Source organism: Psychromarinibacter sediminicola (genome assembly GCF_029168335.1).
In the GTDB taxonomy this organism is placed as follows: Bacteria; Pseudomonadota; Alphaproteobacteria; order Rhodobacterales; family Rhodobacteraceae; genus Psychromarinibacter; species Psychromarinibacter sediminicola.
Map to the genome: position 1 here is coordinate 26458 of NZ_JARGYC010000011.1, position 23954 is coordinate 50411.

Below are 23954 nucleotides of genomic sequence, written 5' to 3' on the forward strand. Positions count from 1 at the left end.
AGAAATACTCTGGGGGGTCCGGGGGGCAAGGCCCCCCGGCGGATCGGCGGGCGCGCAGCGCGCGGCGAAACCTAGAATGCCGCGCGGTAGATCGTCTCGATGTCGTCCACGCTCATGTCGCGCGGGTTGTTGTCCATCAGCCGCCGGATGCCGTGCGCCTCCTCGGCCCAGGGCCGCAGGTCGTTCTGCGTCACGCCATGCGCGCGCAGCGCCATGTCGATGCCGAGATCGCGGCAGAAGCCGCTCGCCGCGGTCAGCACCTCCTCGGGCTCGGCCGATTGCGGCAGGTGCAGCGCGGCCAGAACCTCCGCGGTCTTGCCCGGCACCTCGGGCGCGTTGAAGGCCAGCACATGCGGGAAGATCAGCGCGTTCGAGATGCCGTGCGGCATCCCGGCATGGCTGCCCAGCGGGTAGGCCAGCGCGTGGCCGGCGGCGGTGTTGACCGGCCCGAGGCACAGCCCGCCGTAGAACGAGGCCAGCAGCATCCCGGCGCGCGCCTCGGCGTCCGCCCCGTCCTCGACCGCGCGCTTCAGGTAGCGGCCGGCGAGCTTCATGCCCATCCGCGCGTAATCGTCGATCAGCGGATGCGCCTTGACGTTGGTGAAGGCCTCGACGCAATGCGCCAGCGCGTCGACGCCGGTGGCGGCGGTGACGGCGGGCGGCACGGTCATCGTCAGGTCGGGGTCCAGCACCGCGATGTCGGCCAGCATCAGCGGGCTTTCCACCGCCGTCTTCGCGTTGGTCTCGGTGTTCGTCACCAGCGCCCGGATGCCGCCCTCCGAGCCGGTGCCGGCGGTCGTGGCGACCTGCGCGAGGTCGGAGCATTTCTTCGCCACCTTGTTCGGCCCCGCCACGTCGGCGAGCCTCTGGTCGCTGTCCCAGAGAACGGCGACCAGCTTGGCTACGTCCATCACCGAGCCGCCGCCCAGCCCGACCACCAGCGCCGGCTGCTGCGCGCGGGCGGCCTCCAGCGCCGCGGCGAGGTCGCTGTCCTTGGGCTCCGGCGCCACGTCAGTGAAGACGGCGACGTCGCCGGACAGCCCCAGCTTCTCCACCATCGGCGCGGTGGCGGGCTGGGCCACGACGAAGACGCTTTGATAGATCGAGGCCCACTCGCTCAGCTTCGCGGCGGCGCCCTGGCCGATCTCGATCCGGCGGGGCATGTGCAGGGTGATCGCGCGGGAGATGTCCATCGGTCTGCCTTTCTCAGGTCGTCAGGGGGCCGGGCGGCGAGCCGTTTCGAAACGGCTTGATGCAAGCGGCTTCGAAGCCGCTTGGAACGCGATTGCGAAATCGCGTTGTCCAAGGCCCTTCGAAGGGCCTTGCGCGCACGGTCGGGCGAAGCCGGTCATCGGGTCAGCCGCCCAGCTGTTCCATCTCGGCCCAGATTTCGGCGCGCTCGGCCTCGGCCAGTTCCACCAGCGGCGGCTGCGGCATCAGCCAGCCCGTGTCGCCGCGCGACCGGGCGAGCATCGCCTTCACGGTGGGCAGTTGCACGTACTTGTTCGACAGCGTTCGCCAGGCGTTGATCCGGTCCTGCGCCGCCGCGACCTCGTCGGATTTCGCGGGATCGTTCCAGCCCTCCCACACCACGCGCAGCGCGTCGGAGCGCAGGTTCGACGTGGCGGTGATGCAGCCCGCGCCGCCCATCTTCAGCACCGGCAGCATCAGCGGGTCGGCGCCCGCCAGCACCCCCAGGTCGGGGAAGCGGTCGCACATCGCCTTCATGTTGTCGAGGTCGCCCGAAGAGTCCTTGATCCCCACGACGATGCCGGGGAAGGCCTGCATCAGCCGCTCGATCAGGTCGTGCGAGATCGGGATCTGGGTGACCTGCGGGATGTGGTAGAAGACCATGCGAAAGTCCTGCCCCACGCCCTCGATCACCCGCGAATAGAAGCGGTAGAGCCCCTCGTCGCTGACACCCTTGTAGTAGTAGGGCGGCAGCAGCACGACGCCCTTGACGCCGGCCCGCACCGCGTGGCGGGTCAGCTCCACCGTGTCGGCGACGGAAGGGGCGGAGGTGCCCGGGAGCAGCACCTCCGCCGCGAGCCCGCCCTCGATGGTGCCGTCCAGCAGCGCCATCCTGTCGTGCAGGCCGAAAGAATTCGCCTCGCCGGTGGTGCCCAGCATCGCGATGCCGTGGCAGCCTTCGTCCATCAGCTTTCGGCAGTGGTCGACATAGAGCGGCAGGTTCGGCTTGCCGTCCGCAGTCACGGGCGTGGCGGCGGCGCAATGCACCCCTTGGATCGCGTGTTTCATTGTCCCCTCCCGGCCGCCAGTTTCCGCGCATAGGCGATGGCGTGGTTCATGTTCTCGTGGTTCGCGATGCCTTGCCCTGCGATGTCGAAGGCGGTGCCGTGGTCGACGGAGGTGCGGGCGATGGGCAGGCCCAGCGTCACGTTCACCCCGGTGTCGAAGGCCACCAGCTTGACCGGGATGTGCCCCTGGTCGTGGTATTGCGCGACGATCAGGTCGAAGGCGCCGTTATAGGCGCGGTGGAACAGCGTGTCGGCCGAGATCGGCCCGTGCGCGTCGATCCCCTCGTCGCGGGCCAGCGCGACGGCGGGGGCGACCTGGATGTCGTCTTCCGACCCGAACAGCCCGCCCTCGCCGCAATGCGGGTTGATCCCGGCGACGGCGATGCGCGGGGCGTCGTAGCCCAGCTCCTTCAGATGGGCGTCGCCGGTGCGGATCGTCGCCAGCACCCGGTCCGGCGTGGCGCGGTCGATCGCGTCCTTCAGCGCCACGTGGGTCGAGACGTGGATCACCTTCAGCCGGTCGGAGGCGAGCAGCATGAAGGCGCCCTTCTGCCCGGTCAGCGCCGCCAGCATCCCCGTGTGCCCGTCATAGTGGTGGCCGGCGGCGTTCAGCGTCGCCTTGTTCAGTGGCGCGGTGACGATACAGCCGATCTCGCCGGCCAGCGCCGCCGCCACGGCCGCCTCGACATAGCGGAAGGCCGCGTCGCCGCCGCGCGCATCCTCCTTGCCCCAGGGCAGGGGGCCGCCCTCGACCGGCAGGTCGGTGACCTGCACGGTGTCGAGGTCGATCTCCGCGCCGACGGCCTCTCGCGCGGCCTCCAGCGTCCGGCGGCAGCCGAAGACGCGGGTTTCGGCGCGCTGGTCCGGGGCCATCTCGGCCACCGCCTTCACGATGATTTCCGGGCCGACCCCGGCGGGGTCTCCCATGGTGATGCCGATCATGTCACGTCCTTGAATCCGGCCCAGTCCGGCGACAGCGCCAGGTGCTTGATGGCGCGCCGGTGGTAGGTATAGGCGAGGTGCAGCGTCCCGTCGTCGGCCTCGATCAGCGAGGGGTAAGACATTTCCCGGTTGTTTCCGTCCACGGAATTGTTCGACAGGCAGGCGCCGGGGCCGTCCTCCACCGTCACGCGGTCGGGAAAGCTGCGGCCCTCGTCGGTGGAAAAGCACAGCGTCATCGGCGCGCGCGGCACGCCCCAGGTCGGGTTGCAGCCGCCGGTGGCGTTGGGGCGGTCGTCGGCCTCGCCCAGCTCGTCATAGAGCGACTCGCGCCGCGCCTCGGGGTGTTCGGCCGCGTTCGTCGGGTTGCAGGCCATGGCGATCCGGCCGTCGCGCAGGCGGATCACGCTGATCGAGGAGTTGTTGTTGGGCACGTCGGTCGGCTGCGGCTCCGACCAGCTTTCGCCGTCGTCCTCGCTGTCGGTGCGGAACACGAAATCGGCCGGCCGCCGGCGGAAGAAGGCGGCCCAGCGGGCGCCGCCCAGCGGCACCAGCGTCATGTGCACGCAGCCGATCGAACCGGGCACGTCCACCTCGCGCCAGCTGGCGCCGCTGTCCTCGCTGATCGCCAGCGCCGCGGTGTCGTGGCTGCCGGTCCATTTCTGGCCGGGGCGCGAGACGCAGCGGAACAGCGGCAGCAGCCATGCGCCGTCGGCGCGCACATGCACCGGCCCGCGCACGAAGGAGCCGTTCGGCAGCGCCAGATCCTCGGGGGTCTTGCCCAGCTCGCGCATCCGGACGACGCAGGCGTCCTGGTTGCCGCCGGGCTGGGCGGTGTGGATCAGCAGGCGGCGGCCGTCGGGCGCGTCGAACTCCACCGGGTTCTGCTCCGACCGCTCGGGGTCGTCGGTGACGGCCTCGCCGCCCTCCCATGCGTCGTCGGCGAGCGTGGCGCGGTGGATCGAGATGTCGGATTTTCCCTCCAGCGAGCCGCCGAACCACAGGCAGTGCAGCCCGTCCGCGGCGGGCGACAGGAAGGCGGCGTGGTTCTGGATGCAGGGGCTGGGCAGCAGCGCCTCGCGCCGGCCGGCGGCGGTCTCGCGCAGGCGGCCATCCATGCCGTCGGCGATCTGGTCGGGCGTCATGATGGGCATCGAATCGCGCTCCTGTCGCTGTTGCGAACCGGGTCTCGGCGGCCGGATACTTCCGGTTGCAGGGCAAAGTTGTCAAGTTGAAAAAACGCTGATCATGGCAAGTTTCATGACCTGCCGCTCTCTATATATCTGTTTATCATACAGAAAAGCACCTCTGATCCGGAAGCCCCTTGTCATTTCAGATTTTGAATTGACAATTATGGCCGTCCGGGGAACTCTCCCCGGCGAGGAGACCGGAGGGCCGCGCTGCCGCCGGCGGGGAGATCATGGATCGTGACGCAAGGACCGCTTTCGGACAAGGCCGGGGATCGCGCCGCAATCGTCGGCGTGACGATGATGGTGGGCGTGGCGCTTCTGGCCGCGACGGATGCGGTGCTCGTCCGCTTCCTGGCGGGCGGGGTGCATCCCTTCGTGATCGGCTTCACCCGGGCGCTGTTCGGGCTTCTGGTATTCCTGCCGTTCATCCTGTCGCGGCCGGGCATCCTGCAGTCGAACTACCGGTTCCGGCACGTGTTGCGGGCCGCGCTGAAGCTCGCCTCGCTGATCGCCTTCTTCTTCGCCTTCGCCCTGTCGCCGCTGGCCGATGTCACGGCGATCATGTTCGCGGCGCCGATCTTCGTGACCGTGGGTGCCTGGGTCTTCCTGTCCGAGCAGCCGCGGGCGATCCGGGTGATCGCCGTGATCGTCGGCTTCGTCGGCGTGCTCCTGGTGCTGAGACCGGGGCAGGGGGCGGCGGTGTCGCCGGGGCTGGCCTTCGCGCTGGTGGGCGCGCTGCTGACGGCCGTTATCCAGCTTCTGCTGAAGCCGATGTCGGGGCGCGACCCGACCGAGACGCTGGTCGCCTGGAACCTGATCGCCACGGTGCCGATCGCGGCGATCCCCGCGGCCATCGTCTGGGAGACGCCGACGCCGGCGGAATGGGGGCTTCTGGCCCTGCAGGGGGCGCTGGGGGCGCTGAACATGGGGCTGGTGACGCGGGCCTTCTCGCTGGCCGAGGCGTCGCTGCTGGTGCCGATCGACTTCCTGCGCCTGCCGCTGGTGGCGGGGATGGCGTATCTGTTCTTCGCCGAGAGCGTGCCGCTGGCCACCTGGATCGGCGGGACGGTGATCTTCGCGGCGACGCTTCTGATGGCCCGCAGCGCCCGGGCCCGGCCGGAGCGGCCGTGATGCGCGCGGCGGGGCCTACCATGCCGGGGCAAGGCGTTTCGGGACGCCTTGCGGCCGGCCGCCCGGCCTGTGGCTCAGGCGTTGAACGGCGCCAGCACGTCGACGATCAGCTGCCGCATCTGTTCCTGCAGCGCCGAGCGGCGGTCGGCGCGGTATACGAGATACAGGTGCGAGCGGAACTGCGGCGGCAGGTCCAGGTCGATGAAGCGCACGTTCGACATGCCCAGGATCCGGGCCGAGCCCGGCACCAGCGCCACGCCGAGCCCCTCGTTGACCAGCGACAGCACCGTGTGCGTCTGGCTGACCTCCTGCACGATCCGCGGCGCCACGCCGCTGGCGGCGAAGAGCGCCTGGTGCGTCTCGCGCAGGAATCCGCCGCGGTCGATGGAATAGCCGACGAAGGCCGCGTGGTTCAGGTCGGACAGCGTGACCTCGGGCGCCGTGGCCAGCGCATGGTCCGCCGGCACCGCCAGGACGAACGCTTCGCTCACCACCCGCTCGCGGGCGATCTCGGACCGCGGCGCCTCCATCCGCGTCAGCCCCAGGTCCAGCCGTCCGGAGCGCTGCGCCTCGACGATCTCGTAGCTCATCATCTCGGTGGGGTTCACGGTGACGTCGGGGATCCGCCGCGCCGCCTCGGACAGGATGCGCGGGATGAATTCCAGCGCCGCCGAGGGCACGAAGCCGATCGCCACGCTGCCGGACTGGCCGCGCTGCGCCTGCCGCGCCAGCAGCACCGCGTGCTCGGTGCGCTGCAAAAGCTGGGTCGCCGAGGCGTAGAAGCTCTCGCCCGCGGGCGTCAGCCGCACCTGCCGGTTCGACCGCTCCAGAAGCAGCAGGCCGATGCCGTGCTCCAGCAGCTTGATCTGCCGCGACAGCGGCGGCTGGGTCATGTTCAGCCGCTCCGCCGCGCGGCGGAAGTTCAGCTCTTCCGCGACCGCCACGAAACAGCGGAGTTGAAAGAACTCGAATGTGCCAGTGGCCATCGGGGGGCCTCCTGCCTTGCGGGACGGCCGCAGAGTGATCCAGGAATTGGATCAAATCAATCCAAGTTTGGAATGTTCTTTTTAACGAGTGCCCGTAGACTCGCCCGAGTGTCCGCATTGCGTCGGACCGGTTGCGAGGCGCGGGAGGAGTCGTGCCTAGCAATCCTGACACCTTAGGGAGGTAACTCAATGATCAGGAAACTCAGCAGCGCCGCAGCGGTGCTTCTGACCTCGTCCGCGGCCTTCGCGGCGAGCCACGCCGACACGTCCGTGACGGTCGTGTTGTCGGAAGAGCTGGACATCGTCGACCCCTGCGAGGCGTCGCGGTCCAACGTCGGGCGTGTCGTTCTGCAGAACATCTCCGAGACCATGACCGAGCTGGTGCCCGGCGAGGGGCTGCAGACGCGCCTCGCCACCGGCTGGGAGGATCTCGGCGACGGGACCTGGCAGTTCACCCTGCGCGAAGGCGTCAACTTCCATGACGGCAGCGCGTTCGACGCCGCCGACGTGGCGCATTCGCTGGCGCGGATCAAGTCCGAGGACATCACCTGCGAGATCGGCGCCAAGTTCTTCGGCGGCACCGAGCTGACCACCGAGGTGGTCGACGATCACACCATCAACATCACGGCGGACCCGGTACAGCCGATCCTGCCGCTGCTGATGTCGACCGTGACCGTCGTGCCGTCCGATACGCCGATGGATTCCCACGTGGAAACGCCCATCGGCACCGGCCCGTACATGTTCGACGAGTACAACCGCGGCCAGAACATCAAGCTGTCGCAGAACGAGAACTACTGGGGCGAGAGCCCGGCGGTCACCGACGCGACCTACGTCTTCCGCTCCGACTCGGCGGTGCGTGCGGCGATGGTCGCGCAGGGCGAGGCCGATATCGCGCCGAACATCGCGCTGCAGGACGCCTCGAACCCGGAGATGGACTTCTCCTATCCGAACTCGGAAAGCGTCTACATGCGGCTCGACACCACGATGGAACCGCTTGACGACAAGCGGGTGCGCGAGGCGCTGAACTACGCGGTGGACCGCGAGGCGTTCATCGGCACCATCCTGGCCGACGGCACGCTGCTGGCGACCTCCATCGTGCCGCCGTCGACCCTGGGCTACAACGAGGAGCTGGAGCCCTATCCCTACGATCCGGAGCGCGCCAAGGAGCTGCTGGCCGAGGCCGAGGCCGACGGCGTCCCGGTGGACCTGGAGATCACCTTCATCGGTCGCCTCAACAACTGGGGCAATGTGACCGAGACGCTGGAAGCGCTGACCGCCATGTGGGAGGAAGTCGGCTTCAACATCGACCTGCAGATGGTCGAGGTGGCCGAGTGGCTCGAGTACTACTCGCAGCCGTTCCCGGAGGATCGCGGCCCGACCATCGTCGCGGCGATGCATGACAACGCCAACGGCGACCCGGTCTTCTCGATGTACTTCAAGTACGACTCCGAGGGCCTGCAGTCGGGCGTGCGCGACCCGGCGCTGGACGCGATGATCGCCGATGCGACGACCGCCACCGGCGACGAGCGCGAGCGGCTGTGGAAGGACATCATGCACTACATCCACACCGAGCAGGTGTATGACGTGCTGCTGTTCCACATGGTCGGCTTCAGCCGGGTGAACCCGCGGCTGGACTTCACGCCGACGATCCGCACCAACAGCGAACTGCAGCTGTCGCAGATCACGTTCAACTGATCGAAACCGGCCGGGGGCGGCGATGCCGCCCCCGGCCGGCCCGCCGGCCGCCCGCGCGCGGCCGCCTCTACGACAGCAGGGCAGCGCCATGAAAAGCTTCCTCGGAAAACGGGCCATCGCCAGCGCCATCTCGCTCGTCGGGCTCGTGATCCTTGTTTTCTTCCTTAGCCGGCTGACCGGCGACCCGACCGACCTGTACCTGCCGGTCGACGCCAGCCAGGAGGCGCGCGACAACTTCCGCCGCATCCACGGGCTCGACCAGCCGCTGATGGTGCAGTTCTTCCAGTACGTGGGCGATCTGCTCCGCTTCGACTTCGGCGAATCCATCCGCCGCTCGGAACCCGCGATCGACGCCGTCCTGCGCGGCTTTACCTGGACGCTGCAGCTGGCCGCCATCACCATGGCGCTGGTGACCGCCATGGCGATCCTGATCGGCTCGCTGGCCGCGTTCCACGTCGGCGGCTTCTTCGACCGGCTGGCCACCTTCTTCTCGCTGGTGGGCGCCAGCGCGCCCGATTTCTGGATCGCCATCGTCGCGATCGTGATCTTCTCGGTGAACCTGGGCTGGGTGCCCACCTCCGGCACCGGGGGCTGGGAATTCTGGATCCTGCCCGTCGCGGTGCTGTTCATCCGCCCCTTCGGGCTGATCCTGCAGGTGGTGCGCGGCTCGATGATCTCGACGCTGTCCTCGGCCTACGTCAAGACCGCGCGCGCCAAGGGCCTGCGCAACCGTCCGATCATCTTCGTGCACGCCCTGCGCAACGCGATGCTGCCGGTCATCACCGTGATCGGCGACCAGGCGGCGGCGCTTCTGAACGGGGCGGTGGTGGTGGAATCGATCTTCGGCTTCCCGGGCGTCGGCAAGCTGATGATCGACTCGATCCTGCAGCGCGACTTTTCCGTCATCCTCGCCGCGATCATGGTCACCGCCTTCGCGATCTTCCTCATGAACCTCCTGATCGACATCCTCTACGCGGTGCTCGATCCCCGAATCCGGTACTGAGCCATGGCCGTTAGCGAAACGCCCCCCGCCAGCGAGGCGCAGTCGATCCCCAAGCCGCCGCCGGCCTGGCTGTCGATCCTGCGGATGCTGTACCGCGACAAGTTCGCGCTCTGCGCCGCGATCTTCCTGATCGTCGTCGTGTTCTGCGCGGTCTTCGGCCCGATGCTGCTGGGCGAGGCCGCGACCGATCAGAATCTGCGCGGCCGCAATACGCCGCCCTTCGACTTCTCGCAGCACTGGACGATGTGGCTCGGCGGCGACGCGCTGGGCCGGCCGCTGCTGGCGCGGATCATCGTGGCGGCGCAGAACACCATGATGATCGCCGCGGGCGCGGTGCTCGCCTCGCTGATCATCGGCACCACGCTGGGCCTCGTCGCGGGCTATACCGGCAAGGCGGCGAGCCAGGTGATTATGCGGCTGGCCGACGTGATCATGTCCTTCCCGTCGCTCCTGCTGGCCGTGATCGTCCTTTACATGCTGGAGCCCGCGGTGGGGAACCTGATCATCGTGCTGGCGATCACCCGGATCCCGATCTACCTCAGGACCAGCCGCGCCGAGGTGCTGGAGGTGCGCGAGCGCATGTTCGTACAGGCGGCGCAGGTGATGGGGGCCTCGACCTTCCGCATCGTGTTCCGCCACATCCTGCCCGTGGTCGCGCCGACGCTGATCACCATCGCGACGCTGGACTTCGCCTTCGTGATGCTGGCGGAAAGCTCGCTGTCCTTCCTGGGCATCGGCATCCAGCCGCCCGAGATCACCTGGGGTCTGATGGTGTCGCAGGGCCGCTCCTACCTGACCTCGGCCTGGTGGCTGTCGTTCTGGCCGGGCCTGGCGATCATCCTGACCACGCTGTCGCTGAACCTTCTGTCCAACTGGATGCGTACCGCGCTCGACCCGGTACAGCGCTGGCGGCTTGAGATTTCGAGGAAGAAGAAATGAGCCATCTGCTGGAAGTCCGGAACCTGACGGTCGATTTCCACACGGCGCAGGGGACCGTCCACGCCGTGCGCGACGTGTCGTGGCATCTGGACCGCGGCGAGTGCCTGGCGATCCTGGGCGAGTCCGGCTCGGGCAAGTCGGTCTCGGCCTCGGCGGTGATGAACCTGATCGACTGCCCGCCGGGCGAGATCGTGTCGGGCGAGATCCTGTTCGAGGGCGAGGACCTCTTGAAGATGCCGTCCGAAAGGCGGCGCGACCTGAACGGCCGCCGCGTGGCGATGATCTTCCAGGATCCGCTGAGCCATCTGAACCCGGTCTACACCGTCGGCTTCCAGATCTCCGAGATGATGACCACGCACGGCGAGCCCAAGGACAAGGCCCGCGCCCGGACGCTGGAGCTGATGAAGCGGGTCGGCATACCGGACCACGAGAACAAGTTCGACCAGTACCCGCACCAGTTTTCCGGCGGCCAGCGGCAGCGCCTGATGATCGCGATGGCGCTGGCGATGAAGCCGGACATCCTGGTCGCGGACGAACCGACCACGGCGCTGGACGTGACGGTGCAGGCGCAGATCCTGCGGCTGCTGGAGGAATTGCAGGCGGAATACGGCATGGGCCTGCTGCTCATCACCCACGACCTGGGCGTGGTGGCCGAGGTCGCCGACCGCGTGGTCGTGATGAACGCCGGCGAGATCGTCGAGAGCGGCACCGCGCAACAGGTCTACAAGGCGCCCGTCCATCCCTACACCAAGAAGCTGATCGCCGCCGTCCCCGGCGAAGGCGAGATGGCCGAGCCGGTGGGCCAGGACGAGCCGGTGCTGAAGATCGACAATCTGCGCAAGGTCTATGGCGGCTTCACCGCGCTGGACGATGCGACGCTGACGGTGCTGCCCTGCGAGACCGTGGCGATCGTGGGCGAGAGCGGCTCGGGCAAGTCGACGCTGGCCAAGACGGTCCTGCGCCTGGAGGACGCCACCAGCGGGGCGGCGTATTACGACGGGCGCGATCTGGTCTCCCTGCCCGCGAAAGAGCTGTTCGAGCTGCGCCGGCACATCCAGATGGTGTTCCAGGATCCGACGCAGTCGCTGAACCCGCGCATGTCGGTCTACGACATCGTATCCGAAGCCTTCGCGATCCACCCGGACATCCTGCCGAAGGCGAAATGGAAGGCGCGGGTGCAGGAGCTTCTGGAACAGGTCGGGCTGGAGGCGGCGCATATGAGCCGCTACCCGCACCAGTTCTCGGGCGGCCAGCGGCAGCGCATCGCGATCGCCCGCGCGCTGGCCCTGGAGCCGCAGCTGATCATCTGCGACGAGGCGGTGTCGGCGCTCGACGTGTCGATCCAGGCGCAGGTGATCCAGCTTCTGAAGCGCTTGCAGAAGGAGCTGGGGCTCAGCTACCTGTTCATCGCGCACGACCTGCCGCTGGTCCGCGACTTCGCGCATCGCGTCGTCGTCATGCAGGGCGGCAAGATCGTGGAACAAGGACCGGTGCGGGAGATCTTCGAGTCCCCGCGCGAGAAATACACAAAGGACCTGCTCACCGCCTCGCCGCATCCCGATCCCGAGGTGCAGGCAGAGCGGCGCAAGGCCCGGATGGAACTGGAGAAGACTGCATGACGAAGCGCGACGTGCTGGTGATGGTCCCCCCGCTGCCGCCCCAGATGGCGCAGCTGGAAGAGACCTATGCCGTCCACCGCTACGACCTGGCCGAGGACAAGGCGGCCTTCCTCGCCGAACACGGCCCGCACTGCGAGGCGGTGGCGACGAATGGCCACGAGGCGCTGACCCGCGAGCAGCTGGAGCATCTGCCGAACGTGAAGATCGTGGCCTGCTCCTCGGCGGGCTACGAATACATCGACGTGGACGCGCTGACCGAGAAGGGCATTCCCTTCACCAACACCTCCGACGCGCTCAGCGACGACGTGGCCGACTGCGCCGTGATGCTGACGCTGGCGACGCGCCGGCATCTGGTGCAGGGGCACGCCTATGTGCAGACGGGCGAGTGGGGCCGCCAGGGCATGTATCCGCTGACCTCGGCCATCAAGGGCAAGAAGGCCGGGATCGCGGGCTTCGGCACCATCGGCAAGGCCATCGCCCGCCGGTTCGAGCCGATGGGGCTGGAGATCGGATATCTCGCGCGGTCGAAAAAGGACGTGCCCTATCGCTTCTTCGACGACGTCGTGGCGCTGGCCGACTGGGCGGACATCCTCGTCGCCATCGTTCCCGGCGGCCCCGAGACGGAGGGCATGATCGACGCCCGCGTCTGCGAGGCGCTGGGGCCGGAGGGCACGTTCATCAACGTCGCGCGCGGTTCGGTCGTGAACGAGCAGGATCTGATCGCGGCGCTGTCCTCGGGCAAGCTGGGCAGCGCCGGCCTGGACGTCTACCTGAACGAGCCGAACCCCGACCCGGCGCTGACCTCGCTGCCGAACGTCACGCTCTACCCGCACCACGCCTCGGGCACGGTTGAGACACGCGACGCCATGGCGCAGCTGGTGGTCGACAACATCGCCGCCTGCTTCGCGGGCAAGCCCCTGTTGACCCCGGTGAACGACGTGGCGCCGGCCCGCGCCTGACCATGGCGACGATCCTCACGACCTCGCCCGCATTCGCCAAGGTCGGGGATCTGCCCGACCGGATCGCCGCCGCCGGCTTCGACCTCGTCCGCGTGCCGGAGGACGGCCCGGACTTCCGCAAGGCGCTGGCCGGGGCCGCCTATCTCGTGGCCGGCCTGCCGGCGGTGGATGCCGGGGTGATGGATGCCGGACCCAAGCTGAAAGGCATCCTGAAGCACGGCGTCGGTGTCGACAGCATCGACGTTGCGGCGGCCACCGCGCGGGGCCTGCCGGTCTGCTCGACCCCCGGCGCCAATGCACAGGCGGTGGCCGAGATGGCGCTGGGCGCGATCTTCGCCCTGGCGCGGAACATGGTGGCGGGGCACCTGACCGTCGCCTCCGGCGGCTGGGACCGGCGCCGGGGGTGGGAGGTGGCCGGCCGCACGCTGGGCATTCTCGGCTTCGGCCAGGTCGGCCGTCGGCTGGCGCGGATGGCGCGCGGCGTCGGCATGCAGGTGATCGCGCATGACCCGTACCCGGCCGTCGGCGTGGCCGAGGATCTGGGCGTGCGGCTCGGCACGATGGAAGAGGTGCTGGCCGCCGCCGACGTGCTGTCGCTGCACCTGGCCGGCGGGCCGGACACCGATGGGCTGATCGGCGAGAGCGCGCTGGCCCAGATGAAGCCCGGCGCGGTTCTTCTGAACTATGCCCGCGGCTCGATCCTGGACCTCGATGCCGTGGCCGCGGCGCTGGACGACGGCCGCCTCTCCGGCGCCGCCATCGACGCGTTCGAGGCGGAACCGCCCGACACGGCTCACCCGATCTTCACCGCGCCCAACGTGCTGTTCTCGCCCCACTCGGGCGCGGATACCGAGGACTCGCTGATCCGCGTCGGCGAGATGGTGCTGGAGGATATCGAGACGCTGGCGGCGGGCGGCATGCCCGCGCGGGCGCTGAACGCAAAGGAGCTGACCGCATGACCGCCCCACGCTACGACATCGCGGCACTGGAGCGGTTCGCGCGGGATCTCTTCGCGGCGGCCGGGCTGGAGACCCGGCTGGCACAGGCCGTGGCCACCCATCTGGTGATGGCCGACGCGATGGGACACGACACCCACGGCCTGGGCCTGGCGCCCTGGTATCTCGACCATATCGCCGACGGAACCGTCACGCGCGAGGGCGAGCCGGCGGTCGTCTCGGACCGCGCGGCGGCGGTGGCCTGGGACGGGCGGCGCCTGCCGGGAGCCTATCTGACCGAAAAGGCGGTGACGCTGGCCGTCGACCGCGCGCGGGAGGCCGGGACCTGCACCGTGGCGGTGGGCAATTCGCACCATATCGGCGCGCACGCGGCCTATCTGGAACTGGCGACAGATGCCGGGATGATGGTGATGATCGCCTCGTCGGTGCCCTCGGCGGCGACGGTCGCGCCCTTCGGCGGCCGCGCGCCGGTCTATACGCCGAACCCGATCGCCTGGGGCATTCCAACCGGCGGCGTGCCGATCCTGATCGACATCTCGGCGTCGATCACCACGAACAACATGGCCAAGCGTCTGGTGAACGAGGGCCGGATGTACGACCACGACTGGCTGATGGATGCCGAGGGCAATCCGACCAACGACCCGAACGCCGTGTTCAACGGCGGCACGGTGCTGCCGACCGGCGGGCTGGATCACGGTCAGAAGGGCTATGGCCTGGCGCTCGTGGCCGAGTCGGTGACGCAGGGGCTCTCCGGCATGGGCCGGGCGGACGCGCGGCCGGGGATGAACTGTTCGTTCACCGTGCAGGTGATGGACCCCGAGGCCTTCGGCGGGCGCGAGGCGTTCCTGCGCCAGACCGGGTGGCTCGCCGATGCCTGCCGGGCGGCCGAGCCGCGGCCTGGCGTCGAGCGGGTGCGCCTGCCGGGCGAGGCCGCGGTGCGGCGGCGGTCCGAGGCGCGGGCCAACGGCGTCGGGCTCTATCCGGGCATCCTGGAGGCGCTGGAGGAGAAGGCTGCGGCGCTGGGCGTGGCCCTGCCGAAGCCGGTCGGCTGACGGCCCGCACCGGGCCGAGCGTCAAGCCTCCTGCCGACGCTCACCCGACATGCGCGCGCAGGAATTCCAGCGCGCGGGAATGCGCCGTCTCGGCCGCCTCCGGCACGTAGGAATCCCGCGCATCGTTGGCAAAGGCATGCCCCGCCTCGTACCAGCAGATCTCGATCTCGGGCAGGTGGTCCTGCACCTCCTCCATCAGCGCCTTCGGCGTGTGGTCGTCCTCGGTCCCGCAATGGCACTGCACCGGCGCGCGCAGCGGCAGGTCGAGATATTCCTTCAGCCGCGTGCCGTAGAACGACACGGCGCCCGCGATCTCCAGCTTCTGCGCCGCGCGCACGGCCAGCCCGCCGCCCCAGCAGAACCCCATGACGCCCACCGGCTGGCCGGTCTCGGCGAGTTTTTCCACCGCCGCCTGAACGTCCAGCATCGCCTCGTCCGGCAGGGTCGCCATCATCAGGTCGCGCCCGCGCGAGGCCTCGTCGAACGGGATCACCGCGCCGCGCTCCTGCCGGTCGAACAGCGCCGGGATCGCCACGTCGTAGCCCTCGCGCGCGTAGCGGCGGGCGACGCCGATCAGCTGCTCGGTCACCCCGAAAATCTCCTGGATGATCACCAGCCCGCCATGCGCCTTGCCCTCGGCCGGCGTCATGTAGCACTGGAACGTGTGCCCGTCGGAGGCAGTGAGATCGGTCATCATGTTGCGTGTCTCCTCGCGGAACAGGGGGCGCGGACCTGGGGGCAGGACAGGGGGCAGGGCCGCCGGGCGCCAGATCAACGCCCGGCGGATGTGGTCAGTTCCCGACGGAAATGCCGGCGTCTTCGTAGTAGCGCAGGGCGCCCGGGTGGTACGGCATCTCGTTCGACGGCGCCATCGTCTCCACGTCCATCCGGTTGAACGCCCCGAAGGACGCGGCCAGCGCCTCCTTGTTCTCGGCCAGCGCCTTGAGCATGTCGTAGACCAGCTGTTCGTCCACGTTGGCGTTGGCCATCATCATCCACGGAATCGACATGATGTTGGCGCCGTAGTTCTCCAGCCCGTTGATGTTCTCGTTCTGGTCGAGCGAGATGATGTCGCCCGCCGGCAGGAAGTCCTTGAACGCGGCCTCGCCTTCTTCGCTGTCGTCGAGCGAGATGTAGCACAGCCCGCCGCGGTCCTGCAGCTTGACGGCCGACTGCTGCCCCGCGCCGGAGTTCAGCGACACCAGCGCCACGTCGACCAGCCCGTCGCCCAGCGCGTTGATCCCCGCCACGAAGGACGCGACCGGCACTTTCTGGAAGTCGTCATAGGTCAGGCCCGCATTCGCCAGCCCGCCCATGATGTAGAACGGAATGATCGTGGACGAGGTGTATTCCGACGCGATCCGCAGGTCGCCGGCCTGCTCGGCCAGGTCGTCCACCGTCTCCAGCCCCAGATCGCAGGGCGCCATCAGCCCGGTCTGCAGCGGGAACATGGTGCCCACCAGCCGGATATCGGGATGCGCGCGGTCGTAGTTGCCGGTGCCGGTATAGGCGTATTCGGTCTCGACCCCGTTGGCGAAGCCGAAGTCGACCTCGCCCGCATGGATCAGCGGCAGGTAGCCGACCAGTGGCTGGGTTCGCGCGGTGATGCCGTTCTCGTTGGCGACCTTCGCCACGGCCTGCCCGGTATTGTAGGCCAGCGAGCCCTGTGCGCCGCTCGCCACGGTCACGACCTGCGCCGAGACGGCCGTGGCCGAGACGGCCAGCGCCGCGCCGAGTGCGTATCCGAAGTGTTTCATTGTCTTGCCTCCCCTTTGGTGGATTGCCCGGGCGTCACGCCCCTGGAATGGATGAAGTAGAGCACGGCCAGCCCCAGAACGGCCAGCCCCGCCGCCGCCCAGCGCAGGCCTGCATCGAGCGGGATGTAGGAGATCGGCAGCGCCGCGGCGCCCAGGACCAGGAACGCCAGCCGCACCGGAAGGCTCAGCCGCGTGCCCCAGTAGCCGATGATCGCCACGGTGATCGCCGTGACGCCGGCCGCCGACAGTGCCGAGGCGCGCGCGATCTCTCCCCACGTCCCCTCCATCACCAGCGCCGGCGTGGCGACGAAGGCGAAGGGCAGGATGAACGCGACCCAGCCGGTGCGCATCGAGGCGAGCCCGGTGCCCAGCGCGTCGGCCTTCGAGATCGTGGCCGCGGCAAAGGCCGCCAGCGCCACCGGCGGTGTGATCATCGACATCATGCCGAAATAGAGGATGAAGAGATGCGCGGCGACCGGCTCGATCCCCGCCTCGACCAGCGAGGGCGCGACCAGCGCGGCCAGCAGCACGTAGACGCCCGAGGTCGGCATCCCCATGCCCAGCAGGATACAGATCACCGCCGAGACCAGCAGCAGAAGCAGCACATTCTGCCCCACCGCGTCCACCAGCACCAGCGTCAGCGCAAAGCCCAGCCCGGTGACGTTCAGCACCCCGATCACGAAGCCCGCCGCCGCGACGATCAGGATCAGGTCGACCATCGAGGTGCCGGTATCGACGAAGACCTGCCCCAGCCGCTTCAGCGTCAGCCGGTCGCCGCGATAGGGCCGCAGGAACCCGACCGCCACGATCGCCACCGCCGCCATCAGCGCCGAATCCTCGGGGTCGTAGCGGAACCAGAACAGCGCCGCCAGCAGCACCGCGAACGGAATGGCGAAATGCCAGCCCTCGGCCAGCACCTGCCGCGCGGTCAGCGCATCCTCCTCGTGCGGGGCGATCCCGTCGCGCCCGGCGATCAGGTCGACCTGCAGGAAGACGCCCAGGTAGTAGAACACCGCCGGCACCAGCGCCGCGCCGGCGACGGTGACGTAGGGGATTTCCAGGAATTCGGCCATCAGGAAGGCGGCCGCGCCCATGATCGGCGGCGTCAGCTGTCCGCCGGTGGAGGCCACCGCCTCGACCGCGCCCGCGTCGCGGGCCGAGTAGCCGCCGCGCCGCATCAGCGGGATCGTGACGACCCCGGTCGTCACCACGTTCGACACGGCCGAGCCCGAGATCGAGCCGAACAGCGCCGAGCCGATCACAGAGATCTTCGCCGCGCCGCCGCGCGTGCGGCCCGCCACGGCCATCGCGAGGTCGGTAAAGAACGCCCCGCCCCCGGCCGCGAACAGAAGCTGGCCGAAGAACACGAAGAGCAGCACGATCATCGTGCCCACCGCCAGCGGCGAGGAGAACACGGCCGACGGATCGAAGCCCACATATTGCACCAGCCGCACGGGCGACAGCTCCTTGCCCACCAGCCGCCCCGGCACCATGTCCGCGAAGAGCGCATAGACCAGGAACACCGCGACGATCGTGAACAGCATCCAGCCCGCGCGCCGGCGGATGCCCTCCATCACCGACAGCGTGACGACGGTGCCGATCACGGTGATCTGCCAGGGCCGGTAGAACTGCTCCTGCAGGAGCCAGCTGAAGTCCCAGGCCGCATACATCAGCGTGCCGAAACAGACCGCCGCGATGGCCGCGTCGACCCAGCCGACCCGCGCCTTCGGCTCCTTGCCGCGCCAGCCGTAGCGCAGGAAGGCGATGGTCAGCGCAAGGCCGAGCTGCAGCGCCATGTATTGCTGGGACAGAATCGCGACGCCCATGCGCGTCGGCGCCTCGACGTTCCACAGGACACAGGCGACCACCATGGCCACGGCCAGCACCGCGATCAGGATCGCGGCCGTGCCGGTCGGTCCCGCGGCTTCCGGCTGTTTCGTCGCGTCCATGTTCCGGCCCCACCCCCGCGTCGCTCGCGAGGCGAGGGTAGGTGCCCGCGCGCCGCTTTGCAAATGCCGCGGCGTGCGGCCGCGCCCGTCGCGGCGCGGGTCTGTGCGCCGCGTGACACCCGGCTGTGCGTTGGGTTTCCCGGCGCGATGCTCTAGATACGCTCCCGACGCATTCATGCAGGAGACACGTCCGATGAGCACAGACGAATACGACCCACCCCGGGTCTGGACCTGGGACAGCGAGAACGGCGGCCAGTTCTCCAAGACCAACCGCCCCGTCGCCGGCCCCACCCACGACGCCGAGTTGCCGGTGGGCAGGCATCCCTACCAGCTCTATTCGCTGGCCACGCCGAACGGGCAGAAGGTGACGATCCTGTTCGAGGAGCTGCTGGAGGCCGGCCACGACGCCGAATACGACGCCTGGCCGATCCGTATCGGCGAGGGCGAGCAGTTCGGCTCGGGCTTCGTCGCGGCGAACCCGAACTCGAAGATCCCCGCGCTGATGGATCACACGACCAACCCGCCCACGCGGGTGTTCGAGAGCGCCGCGATCCTGATGCACCTGTCCGAGCGCTTCGGCGCCTTCCAGGTCAGCGACCCGGCCCACCGGCCCGAGATGCTGTCCTGGCTGTTCTGGCAGATGGGTAGCGCGCCCTATGTCGGCGGCGGCTTCGGCCATTTCTACGCCTATGCGCCGAAGAAATGGCAGTATCCCATCGACCGCTTCGCGATGGAGACCAAGCGCCAGCTCGACGTGCTGAACCGCCACCTCGCCGACCGCGACTGGATGGCCGGCGGCGAATACACCATCGCCGACATCGCGATCTGGCCGTGGTACGCGGGGCTGGTGCTGTTCGACCAGTACAAGGCGGCCGAATTCCTGGACGTGAAGAGCTATACCAACGTGGTGGACTGGGCCGAGCGCATCTGGGACCGCCCGGCGGTGAAGCGCGGGCGGATGGTGAACCGGCTGAACGGCGACCCGTCGCAACAGCTGCACGAGCGGCACTCCGCGTCGGATTTCGAACACCGGACGCAGGACAAGATCGCGGCCGAGTGATGGCGCCGCGCGGCGGCGACGCGGGCGTCGGCGGGCTGGACACGCCGGTCGGCCCGGTCCGGGTCGCCGTGGCGGACGGCGCCGTGACAGGCGTCGGCTGGGGCGAGGCGGCAGGGCAGGGCAGCGACCCGGTGCTCGACCTGGCCCTGGCGGAGCTTCGCGCCTACTTCGACGGCACGTTGACGGCGTTCACCGTGCCGTTGCGGCCGCCGGTCTCCGGGCTGACCGCGCGGGTGCTGGCCGAGATGCAGGCGATCCCCTATGGGGAGACGCGCACCTACGGCGACCTCGCCCGTGCGCTGGACGTGCCGGCGCAGGCGTTGGGCCAGGCCTGCGGCGCCAATCCGATCCCGATCCTGATCCCCTTTCACCGCGTGCTGGGGGCGACCGGGCTCGGCGGCTATTCCGGGGCCGGCGGCATCGAGACGAAAGTGGCGCTGTTGCGGCTGGAGGGCGCGGGCGGGCTGCTGATCTGACCCGTTCAGGCGCGGGCCCGCCGCGCCGGGAGCAGCTGCTGCGCGATCCCGGCGAAGACAAGGTAGAGCGAGGTCAGCACCAGCCCCCAATGCGCCCAACTCGACGGGTCGAAATCGACCCACGCGGACCAGCCGGCGAAGAAGACCCAGGCGAAGGCCACCGGCAGCGACACCGGCCGCCAGCGGGCCGTGCGCACCGGATGGATGAATTTCAGCGGCAGGAACATCGCCACGGTCAGCACCACGACGATGAACAGGATCGCCCAGAAGTTCGGCTGCAGCCCGAACAGCACGATGACCACCATGTTCCAGCAACCGGGAAAGCCGGCGAATGAATTGTCCTTCGACTTCATCCCCGTGTTCGCGAAATACACCACGCTGGCAAAGGTGATCAGGATGATCGCGATCCATCCCGTCCAGCCCGGCAGCAGGCCCGACTTGAACAGCGCGTAGGCCGGGATGAAGACATAGGTCAGGTAGTCGATGATCAGATCCATCAGCACGCCGTCGAACTGCGGGGCGTTGACCTTGATATCCGTCTTCCGCGCCAGCGGCCCGTCGACCCCGTCCACCGCGAAGGCGACGACCAGCCACAGATACATCAGCCCCCATTTCTCGTCGACGGCGGCGAGCATCGCGAGCATGGCAAAGACCGCGCCGGTGGCGGTCAGCATGTGGACGGCAGTGGCCTTGATGCGCGGTGTCATCCGGTGGTCATGAAGCATTCGGGCCGCGAGGGCAACATATTGGCGCGGTCAGCCCCCGCCGTCAGTCCCCGCCGTCAGTCCCCGCCGTCAGCCCCCGCCGTCAGTCCCTGCCGTCAGTATCCTTCGGCGCCTCGGCCGGCCAGGGCGCGGGCGTCTCCCAGGTCGCGGGGGGCACGTTCCGTCGCGACAGCTGGATCGCCAGGCCCAGCGCCACGCCCACCCCGATGGCCACCGTCAGGTCGGTCACCACCGTCAGGACCAGCGTGATCACCAGAAGCGCCCGGTCCGCCCGCGGCAGCGCCATGTGGTGGCGCCACTTGCCCGGCTCGCTCATGTTCCAGGCGGTGATCAGCAACAGCCCCGCCAGCGCCGGCATCGCCATCTGCCCGGCCAGCGGCGCGGCCAGCATCATCACCGCCAGAACCGTCGCGGCGTGGATCATCCCCGCCACCGGCGTCCGCCCGCCCGCGCGCACGTTGGTCGCCGTCCGTGCGATCGCCCCCGTCGCCGGCAGCCCGCCGAAAAAGGCCGAGCCGATATTCGCCAGCCCCTGCGCGTAGACCTCGGCGTTCGGGCGGTGCTCGTCCTCGATCATCCGGTCGGCGACCATGGCCGACAGGAGCGACTCGACGCCGGCCAGGAAGGCGATCACGAAGGCCGAGGGCAGAAGCTCCAGGAACCGCTCGCCCGGCAGCGCGGGCAGCGAGGGCAGCGGCAGCGTCCCCGGCAGCGCGCCGAACCGCGACTGGATCGTGTCCACCGGCAGCGCCAGCCAGACCACCGCGCCCGAGGTCAGCGCGACCACCACGATCAGCCCCGGCACCAGCGGCGGCAGCCGCCGTGCCAGAAGGATACCCGCCATCGTCGCCAGCCCCACCGCCGTCGCCGGCCACGACCAGCTCTCGCGCGCGGCCCAGAGCGCCGGCAGCTTCTCCAGGAAATCCGCCGGCACCTCTGCCATCTGCAGCCCGAACAGGTCCTTCAGCTGGCTCGCCGCTATGATCACCGCGATCCCGATGGTGAAGCCCGAGACCACGGCCTCGGGCACATGTGCGATCAGGTTGCCGACCCGCAGGTAGCCCGCCACCACCAGGATCACCCCGGCCATCAGCGTCGCCAGCACCAGCCCGTCGTAGCCATGCGTCGCGATCACGTCGTAGACCACCACGATGAAGGCGCCGGTCGGCCCGCCGATCTGCACCCGGCTGCCGCCCAGAAACGAAATCAGGAAGCCCGCGACAACCGCGGTCACCAGCCCGGCCGCCGGCTCCGCCCCCGAGGCGATGGCGATCGCCAGGCTCAGCGGCAGCGCGACCATCGCCACGGTGACGCCGGCGAAGAGGTCGCCCAGGAACAGCCGGGGCGAATAGCTGCGAAGCGTGCTGAACAGCTTGGGTTGCATGGGCAGGGTCGTTGGTTGTGATGTTACCCGCTTACGCCGGCCGCGCCCGATTGGAAAGCCCGCCGCCGCCCCCGCGCCGGAATGTCGCCCGGCGTCGCCACGACCCGGGAGGAAACGACGTCACGCCTTCGGATGCGCCTTCTCGTAGACCTCCATCAGCCGCGCCTGGTCGACCGCCGTATAGGCCTGCGTCGTCGACAGCGAGGCATGGCCCAGCAACTCCTGGATCGCCCGCAGGTCGCCGCCGGCGGCCAGCAGATGCGTCGCGAAGCTGTGGCGCAGCGCGTGCGGCGTGGCGGTGGCCGGCAGGCCCAGCTGCATCCGCGCCGACTGCATCGCCTTGCGGATGAGGCGCGGATTCACCGGCCCGCCGCGCACGCCGCGGAACAGGGGCCGCTCCGGCTCCACCGGCCAGGGGCAGGCGCGGACATAGGCCGCCACGGCCTCGCGCGCGGCCGGCAGCACCGGCACCACGCGCTCCTTGCCGCCCTTGCCCCTTATGCGCAGCGTGTCCGGCAGCGGATGGTCGGCCCCGGTCAGCCCCAGCCCCTCGGAGATCCGCAGCCCGCAGCCGTAAAGCAGCGTGACGATCGCCACGTCGCGCGCCGCGACCCAGTCGTTCGGCGTCTGCGTCTCCACCGTGTCGATCATCTCGCGCGCCGCCTCGGGCGTCAGCGGGCGGGGCAGCTTGCGGCGGTATTTCGGGCTGCGCGCCGACAGCACCGCCGTCGGGTCGAACCCCTCGCGCTCCGCCGCCCAGGCGGCGAAGCCCTTCACCGCCGACAGCGCCCGCGCCAGCGACCGCGCGCCCAGGCCCCGGCCCCGCTCGAAGGCCATCCAGGCGCGCATGTCCGATACCGTCACCTGACCCAGCGCCGCCACGCCGAGGCTTTCGCCCTTGTGGACCGTCAGGAACGCCAGGAACCCCGCCACGTCGCGGCGATAGGCGGTCAGCGTCTGCTCCGCCGCGCCGTCCAGCGCCTTCAGATGCGACAGCCATTGCGCCAGCGCGTCCCTGAGACCCGCCGACAGAGCCGCCGGATCGGCGGCGGCTGTCACGACAGCCAGCGGCGCATCGCCCGTTCGAACACGCCCGCGAAGAAGGTCAGAAGGTCGGTGCCCTGGCTCGGCTTGAACTGGTGCGGATCCTCGGCGCCGAAGACCAGCATCCCCGGCAGGCGCCCGGGGCCGAGATCCAGCTTCAGGCAGGCCTCGGACCGGACCCAGTCCGCCCGGTCGCCATAGATCAGGTCGCTGTCGGGCTGCACCTGGCGCAGCGTCACCTGGCGGACCGGGACATTCCGCCCCTGCGTCAGGTACTCGCCGATGAAGCCCGGCTCCACCACCAGCAGCACGTCGCCCAGATCGCGCGCGGCCGGATCGTCGTTCGCCACCGCCGATTCCAGCACCAGGCGCAGCGCGTCGACGCGCAGGATCTCGGCGATCTCGTTGTTGAGGTTCGCCAGGAATTCCTCGAACTCCGCCGGGTCCAGCATCTTCAGCACCGCGCGGTGGATCATGTTGGTGCCGGCAAGGTTCTCGTAGGCCGCGGCGATCACGTGGCGATGCGTCTCCTCCAGCCGCTCCAGCCGCGATTCCAGCCGCTCCATCGCGATCCCGCGCAAATCGACGATGTTGCCGCCCATGACCTTCTCGTTCGCGGCGATCAGCGCGCGCATCAGGTCGCGGTCCTCGAGAATCAATTCGGGTTCGGAAATGATCTTGGTCCGCAGATCACCGGTGATCGCGGCGTTTTCGCTCGTCATGCCTGCCTCATTTCGGGGCTCTTCCGGCCCCGTCTGTTTGTTGCCCTTCGTTTTTGCCCAATGACTTGGGGACACGTCCAGTGCTTTGTCCGGTATCGGCCGGGGATCGG

Annotated in this window: 22 protein-coding genes; 10 read left to right on the forward strand and 12 right to left on the reverse strand. The window is 69.2% G+C overall.

Translation table 11 applies throughout. The annotated features are described in order from the left end of the window. Positions 1–71: 71 nt before the first annotated feature. The 4 genes from P1J78_RS06030 to P1J78_RS06045 form a co-directional block, all read right to left on the reverse strand. Complete coding sequence (locus P1J78_RS06030; protein WP_275566427.1) at positions 72–1193, reverse strand: iron-containing alcohol dehydrogenase; 1122 nt, start codon at positions 1191–1193, stop codon at positions 72–74. Positions 1194–1356: 163 nt separating this feature from the next. Then, entirely contained in the window at positions 1357–2259 is a 903-nt protein-coding gene (locus P1J78_RS06035; protein ID WP_275566428.1) for a dihydrodipicolinate synthase family protein, read from the reverse strand. After that, the gene (pdxA, locus tag P1J78_RS06040; protein WP_275566429.1) at positions 2256–3200 is read right to left on the reverse strand and encodes a 4-hydroxythreonine-4-phosphate dehydrogenase PdxA; all 945 of its coding nucleotides are present in this window, start codon (positions 3198–3200) and stop codon (positions 2256–2258) included. The genes P1J78_RS06035 and pdxA overlap by 4 nt, the downstream gene beginning before the upstream one ends. Beyond that, a complete protein-coding gene (locus P1J78_RS06045) occupies positions 3197–4351 on the reverse strand; it encodes a sialidase family protein (RefSeq protein WP_275566430.1) in 1155 nt (384 codons plus the stop codon). Before P1J78_RS06045 ends, pdxA begins: the two co-directional genes overlap by 4 nt. Positions 4352–4624: 273 nt before the next feature. Here P1J78_RS06045 and P1J78_RS06050 point away from each other — a divergent pair, with 273 nt between their 5' ends. Continuing rightward, positions 4625–5518 carry a DMT family transporter gene (locus P1J78_RS06050; protein WP_275566431.1) on the forward strand — a complete coding sequence of 298 codons (894 nt, stop codon included), beginning with the start codon at positions 4625–4627 and terminating at the stop codon, positions 5516–5518. 74 nt (positions 5519–5592) lie between these two features. Here the strand turns inward: P1J78_RS06050 and P1J78_RS06055 are convergent, their stop codons facing one another. After that, positions 5593–6504: a LysR family transcriptional regulator gene (locus tag P1J78_RS06055; RefSeq protein ID WP_275566432.1), complete on the reverse strand. Its 912-nt coding sequence runs from the start codon at positions 6502–6504 to the stop codon at positions 5593–5595. A 189-nt stretch (positions 6505–6693) separates the two neighbouring features. On the opposite strand from P1J78_RS06055, the gene P1J78_RS06060 reads away from it, so the two are divergent. The 7 genes from P1J78_RS06060 to P1J78_RS06090 all read left to right on the forward strand — a co-directional run bounded on the left by P1J78_RS06060 (position 6694) and on the right by P1J78_RS06090 (position 14727). Then, positions 6694–8199 carry an ABC transporter substrate-binding protein gene (locus P1J78_RS06060; protein WP_275566433.1) on the forward strand — a complete coding sequence of 502 codons (1506 nt, stop codon included), beginning with the start codon at positions 6694–6696 and terminating at the stop codon, positions 8197–8199. Positions 8200–8287: 88 nt separating this feature from the next. After that, positions 8288–9202 (forward strand): ABC transporter permease, encoded by a 915-nt coding sequence (locus tag P1J78_RS06065; protein WP_275566434.1) that lies wholly within the window; start codon positions 8288–8290, stop codon positions 9200–9202. A gap of 3 nt (positions 9203–9205) precedes the next feature. Continuing rightward, on the forward strand, positions 9206–10141 hold the full coding sequence (locus tag P1J78_RS06070; protein WP_275566435.1) for an ABC transporter permease: 936 nt from the start codon (positions 9206–9208) through the stop codon (positions 10139–10141). Continuing rightward, complete coding sequence (locus P1J78_RS06075) at positions 10138–11760, forward strand: ABC transporter ATP-binding protein (protein ID WP_275566436.1); 1623 nt, start codon at positions 10138–10140, stop codon at positions 11758–11760. The genes P1J78_RS06070 and P1J78_RS06075 overlap by 4 nt, the downstream gene beginning before the upstream one ends. After that, positions 11757–12719, forward strand: a complete 963-nt coding sequence (locus P1J78_RS06080; RefSeq protein WP_275566437.1) for a 2-hydroxyacid dehydrogenase — start codon at positions 11757–11759, stop codon at positions 12717–12719. The genes P1J78_RS06075 and P1J78_RS06080 overlap by 4 nt, the downstream gene beginning before the upstream one ends. A 2-nt stretch (positions 12720–12721) precedes the next feature. After that, positions 12722–13678, forward strand: a complete 957-nt coding sequence (locus tag P1J78_RS06085; protein ID WP_275566438.1) for a phosphoglycerate dehydrogenase — start codon at positions 12722–12724, stop codon at positions 13676–13678. After that, entirely contained in the window at positions 13675–14727 is a 1053-nt protein-coding gene (locus P1J78_RS06090) for an Ldh family oxidoreductase (protein WP_275566439.1), read from the forward strand. The genes P1J78_RS06085 and P1J78_RS06090 overlap by 4 nt, the downstream gene beginning before the upstream one ends. Before the next feature lie 40 nt (positions 14728–14767). Here the strand turns inward: P1J78_RS06090 and P1J78_RS06095 are convergent, their stop codons facing one another. From P1J78_RS06095 to P1J78_RS06105, 3 genes are all read right to left on the reverse strand, one after another. Further along, the gene (locus P1J78_RS06095; protein WP_275566440.1) at positions 14768–15421 is read right to left on the reverse strand and encodes a dienelactone hydrolase family protein; all 654 of its coding nucleotides are present in this window, start codon (positions 15419–15421) and stop codon (positions 14768–14770) included. A gap of 97 nt (positions 15422–15518) precedes the next feature. After that, positions 15519–16484: a TAXI family TRAP transporter solute-binding subunit gene (locus tag P1J78_RS06100; protein WP_275566441.1), complete on the reverse strand. Its 966-nt coding sequence runs from the start codon at positions 16482–16484 to the stop codon at positions 15519–15521. Next, positions 16481–18433, reverse strand: a complete 1953-nt coding sequence (locus P1J78_RS06105) for a TRAP transporter permease (RefSeq protein WP_275566442.1) — start codon at positions 18431–18433, stop codon at positions 16481–16483. Before P1J78_RS06105 ends, P1J78_RS06100 begins: the two co-directional genes overlap by 4 nt. A gap of 193 nt (positions 18434–18626) precedes the next feature. On the opposite strand from P1J78_RS06105, the gene yghU reads away from it, so the two are divergent. Further along, entirely contained in the window at positions 18627–19493 is an 867-nt protein-coding gene (yghU, locus tag P1J78_RS06110; RefSeq protein WP_275566443.1) for a glutathione-dependent disulfide-bond oxidoreductase, read from the forward strand. Further along, positions 19493–19969: a methylated-DNA--[protein]-cysteine S-methyltransferase gene (locus P1J78_RS06115; RefSeq protein ID WP_275566478.1), complete on the forward strand. Its 477-nt coding sequence runs from the start codon at positions 19493–19495 to the stop codon at positions 19967–19969. Before yghU ends, P1J78_RS06115 begins: the two co-directional genes overlap by 1 nt. Positions 19970–19974: 5 nt before the next feature. Here P1J78_RS06115 and P1J78_RS06120 read toward each other — a convergent pair whose 3' ends face one another. From P1J78_RS06120 to P1J78_RS06135, 4 genes are all read right to left on the reverse strand, one after another. Next, a complete protein-coding gene (locus P1J78_RS06120) occupies positions 19975–20676 on the reverse strand; it encodes a CDP-alcohol phosphatidyltransferase family protein (protein WP_275566444.1) in 702 nt (233 codons plus the stop codon). A 100-nt stretch (positions 20677–20776) separates the two neighbouring features. Further along, positions 20777–22078, reverse strand: coding sequence for a SulP family inorganic anion transporter (locus tag P1J78_RS06125; protein ID WP_275566445.1), 1302 nt, complete (start codon positions 22076–22078; stop codon positions 20777–20779). 120 nt (positions 22079–22198) lie between these two features. Continuing rightward, positions 22199–23137: a tyrosine recombinase XerC gene (locus P1J78_RS06130; RefSeq protein WP_275566446.1), complete on the reverse strand. Its 939-nt coding sequence runs from the start codon at positions 23135–23137 to the stop codon at positions 22199–22201. Beyond that, positions 23134–23844 carry a DUF484 family protein gene (locus P1J78_RS06135; RefSeq protein ID WP_275566447.1) on the reverse strand — a complete coding sequence of 237 codons (711 nt, stop codon included), beginning with the start codon at positions 23842–23844 and terminating at the stop codon, positions 23134–23136. Before P1J78_RS06135 ends, P1J78_RS06130 begins: the two co-directional genes overlap by 4 nt. Positions 23845–23954 lie beyond the last annotated feature (110 nt).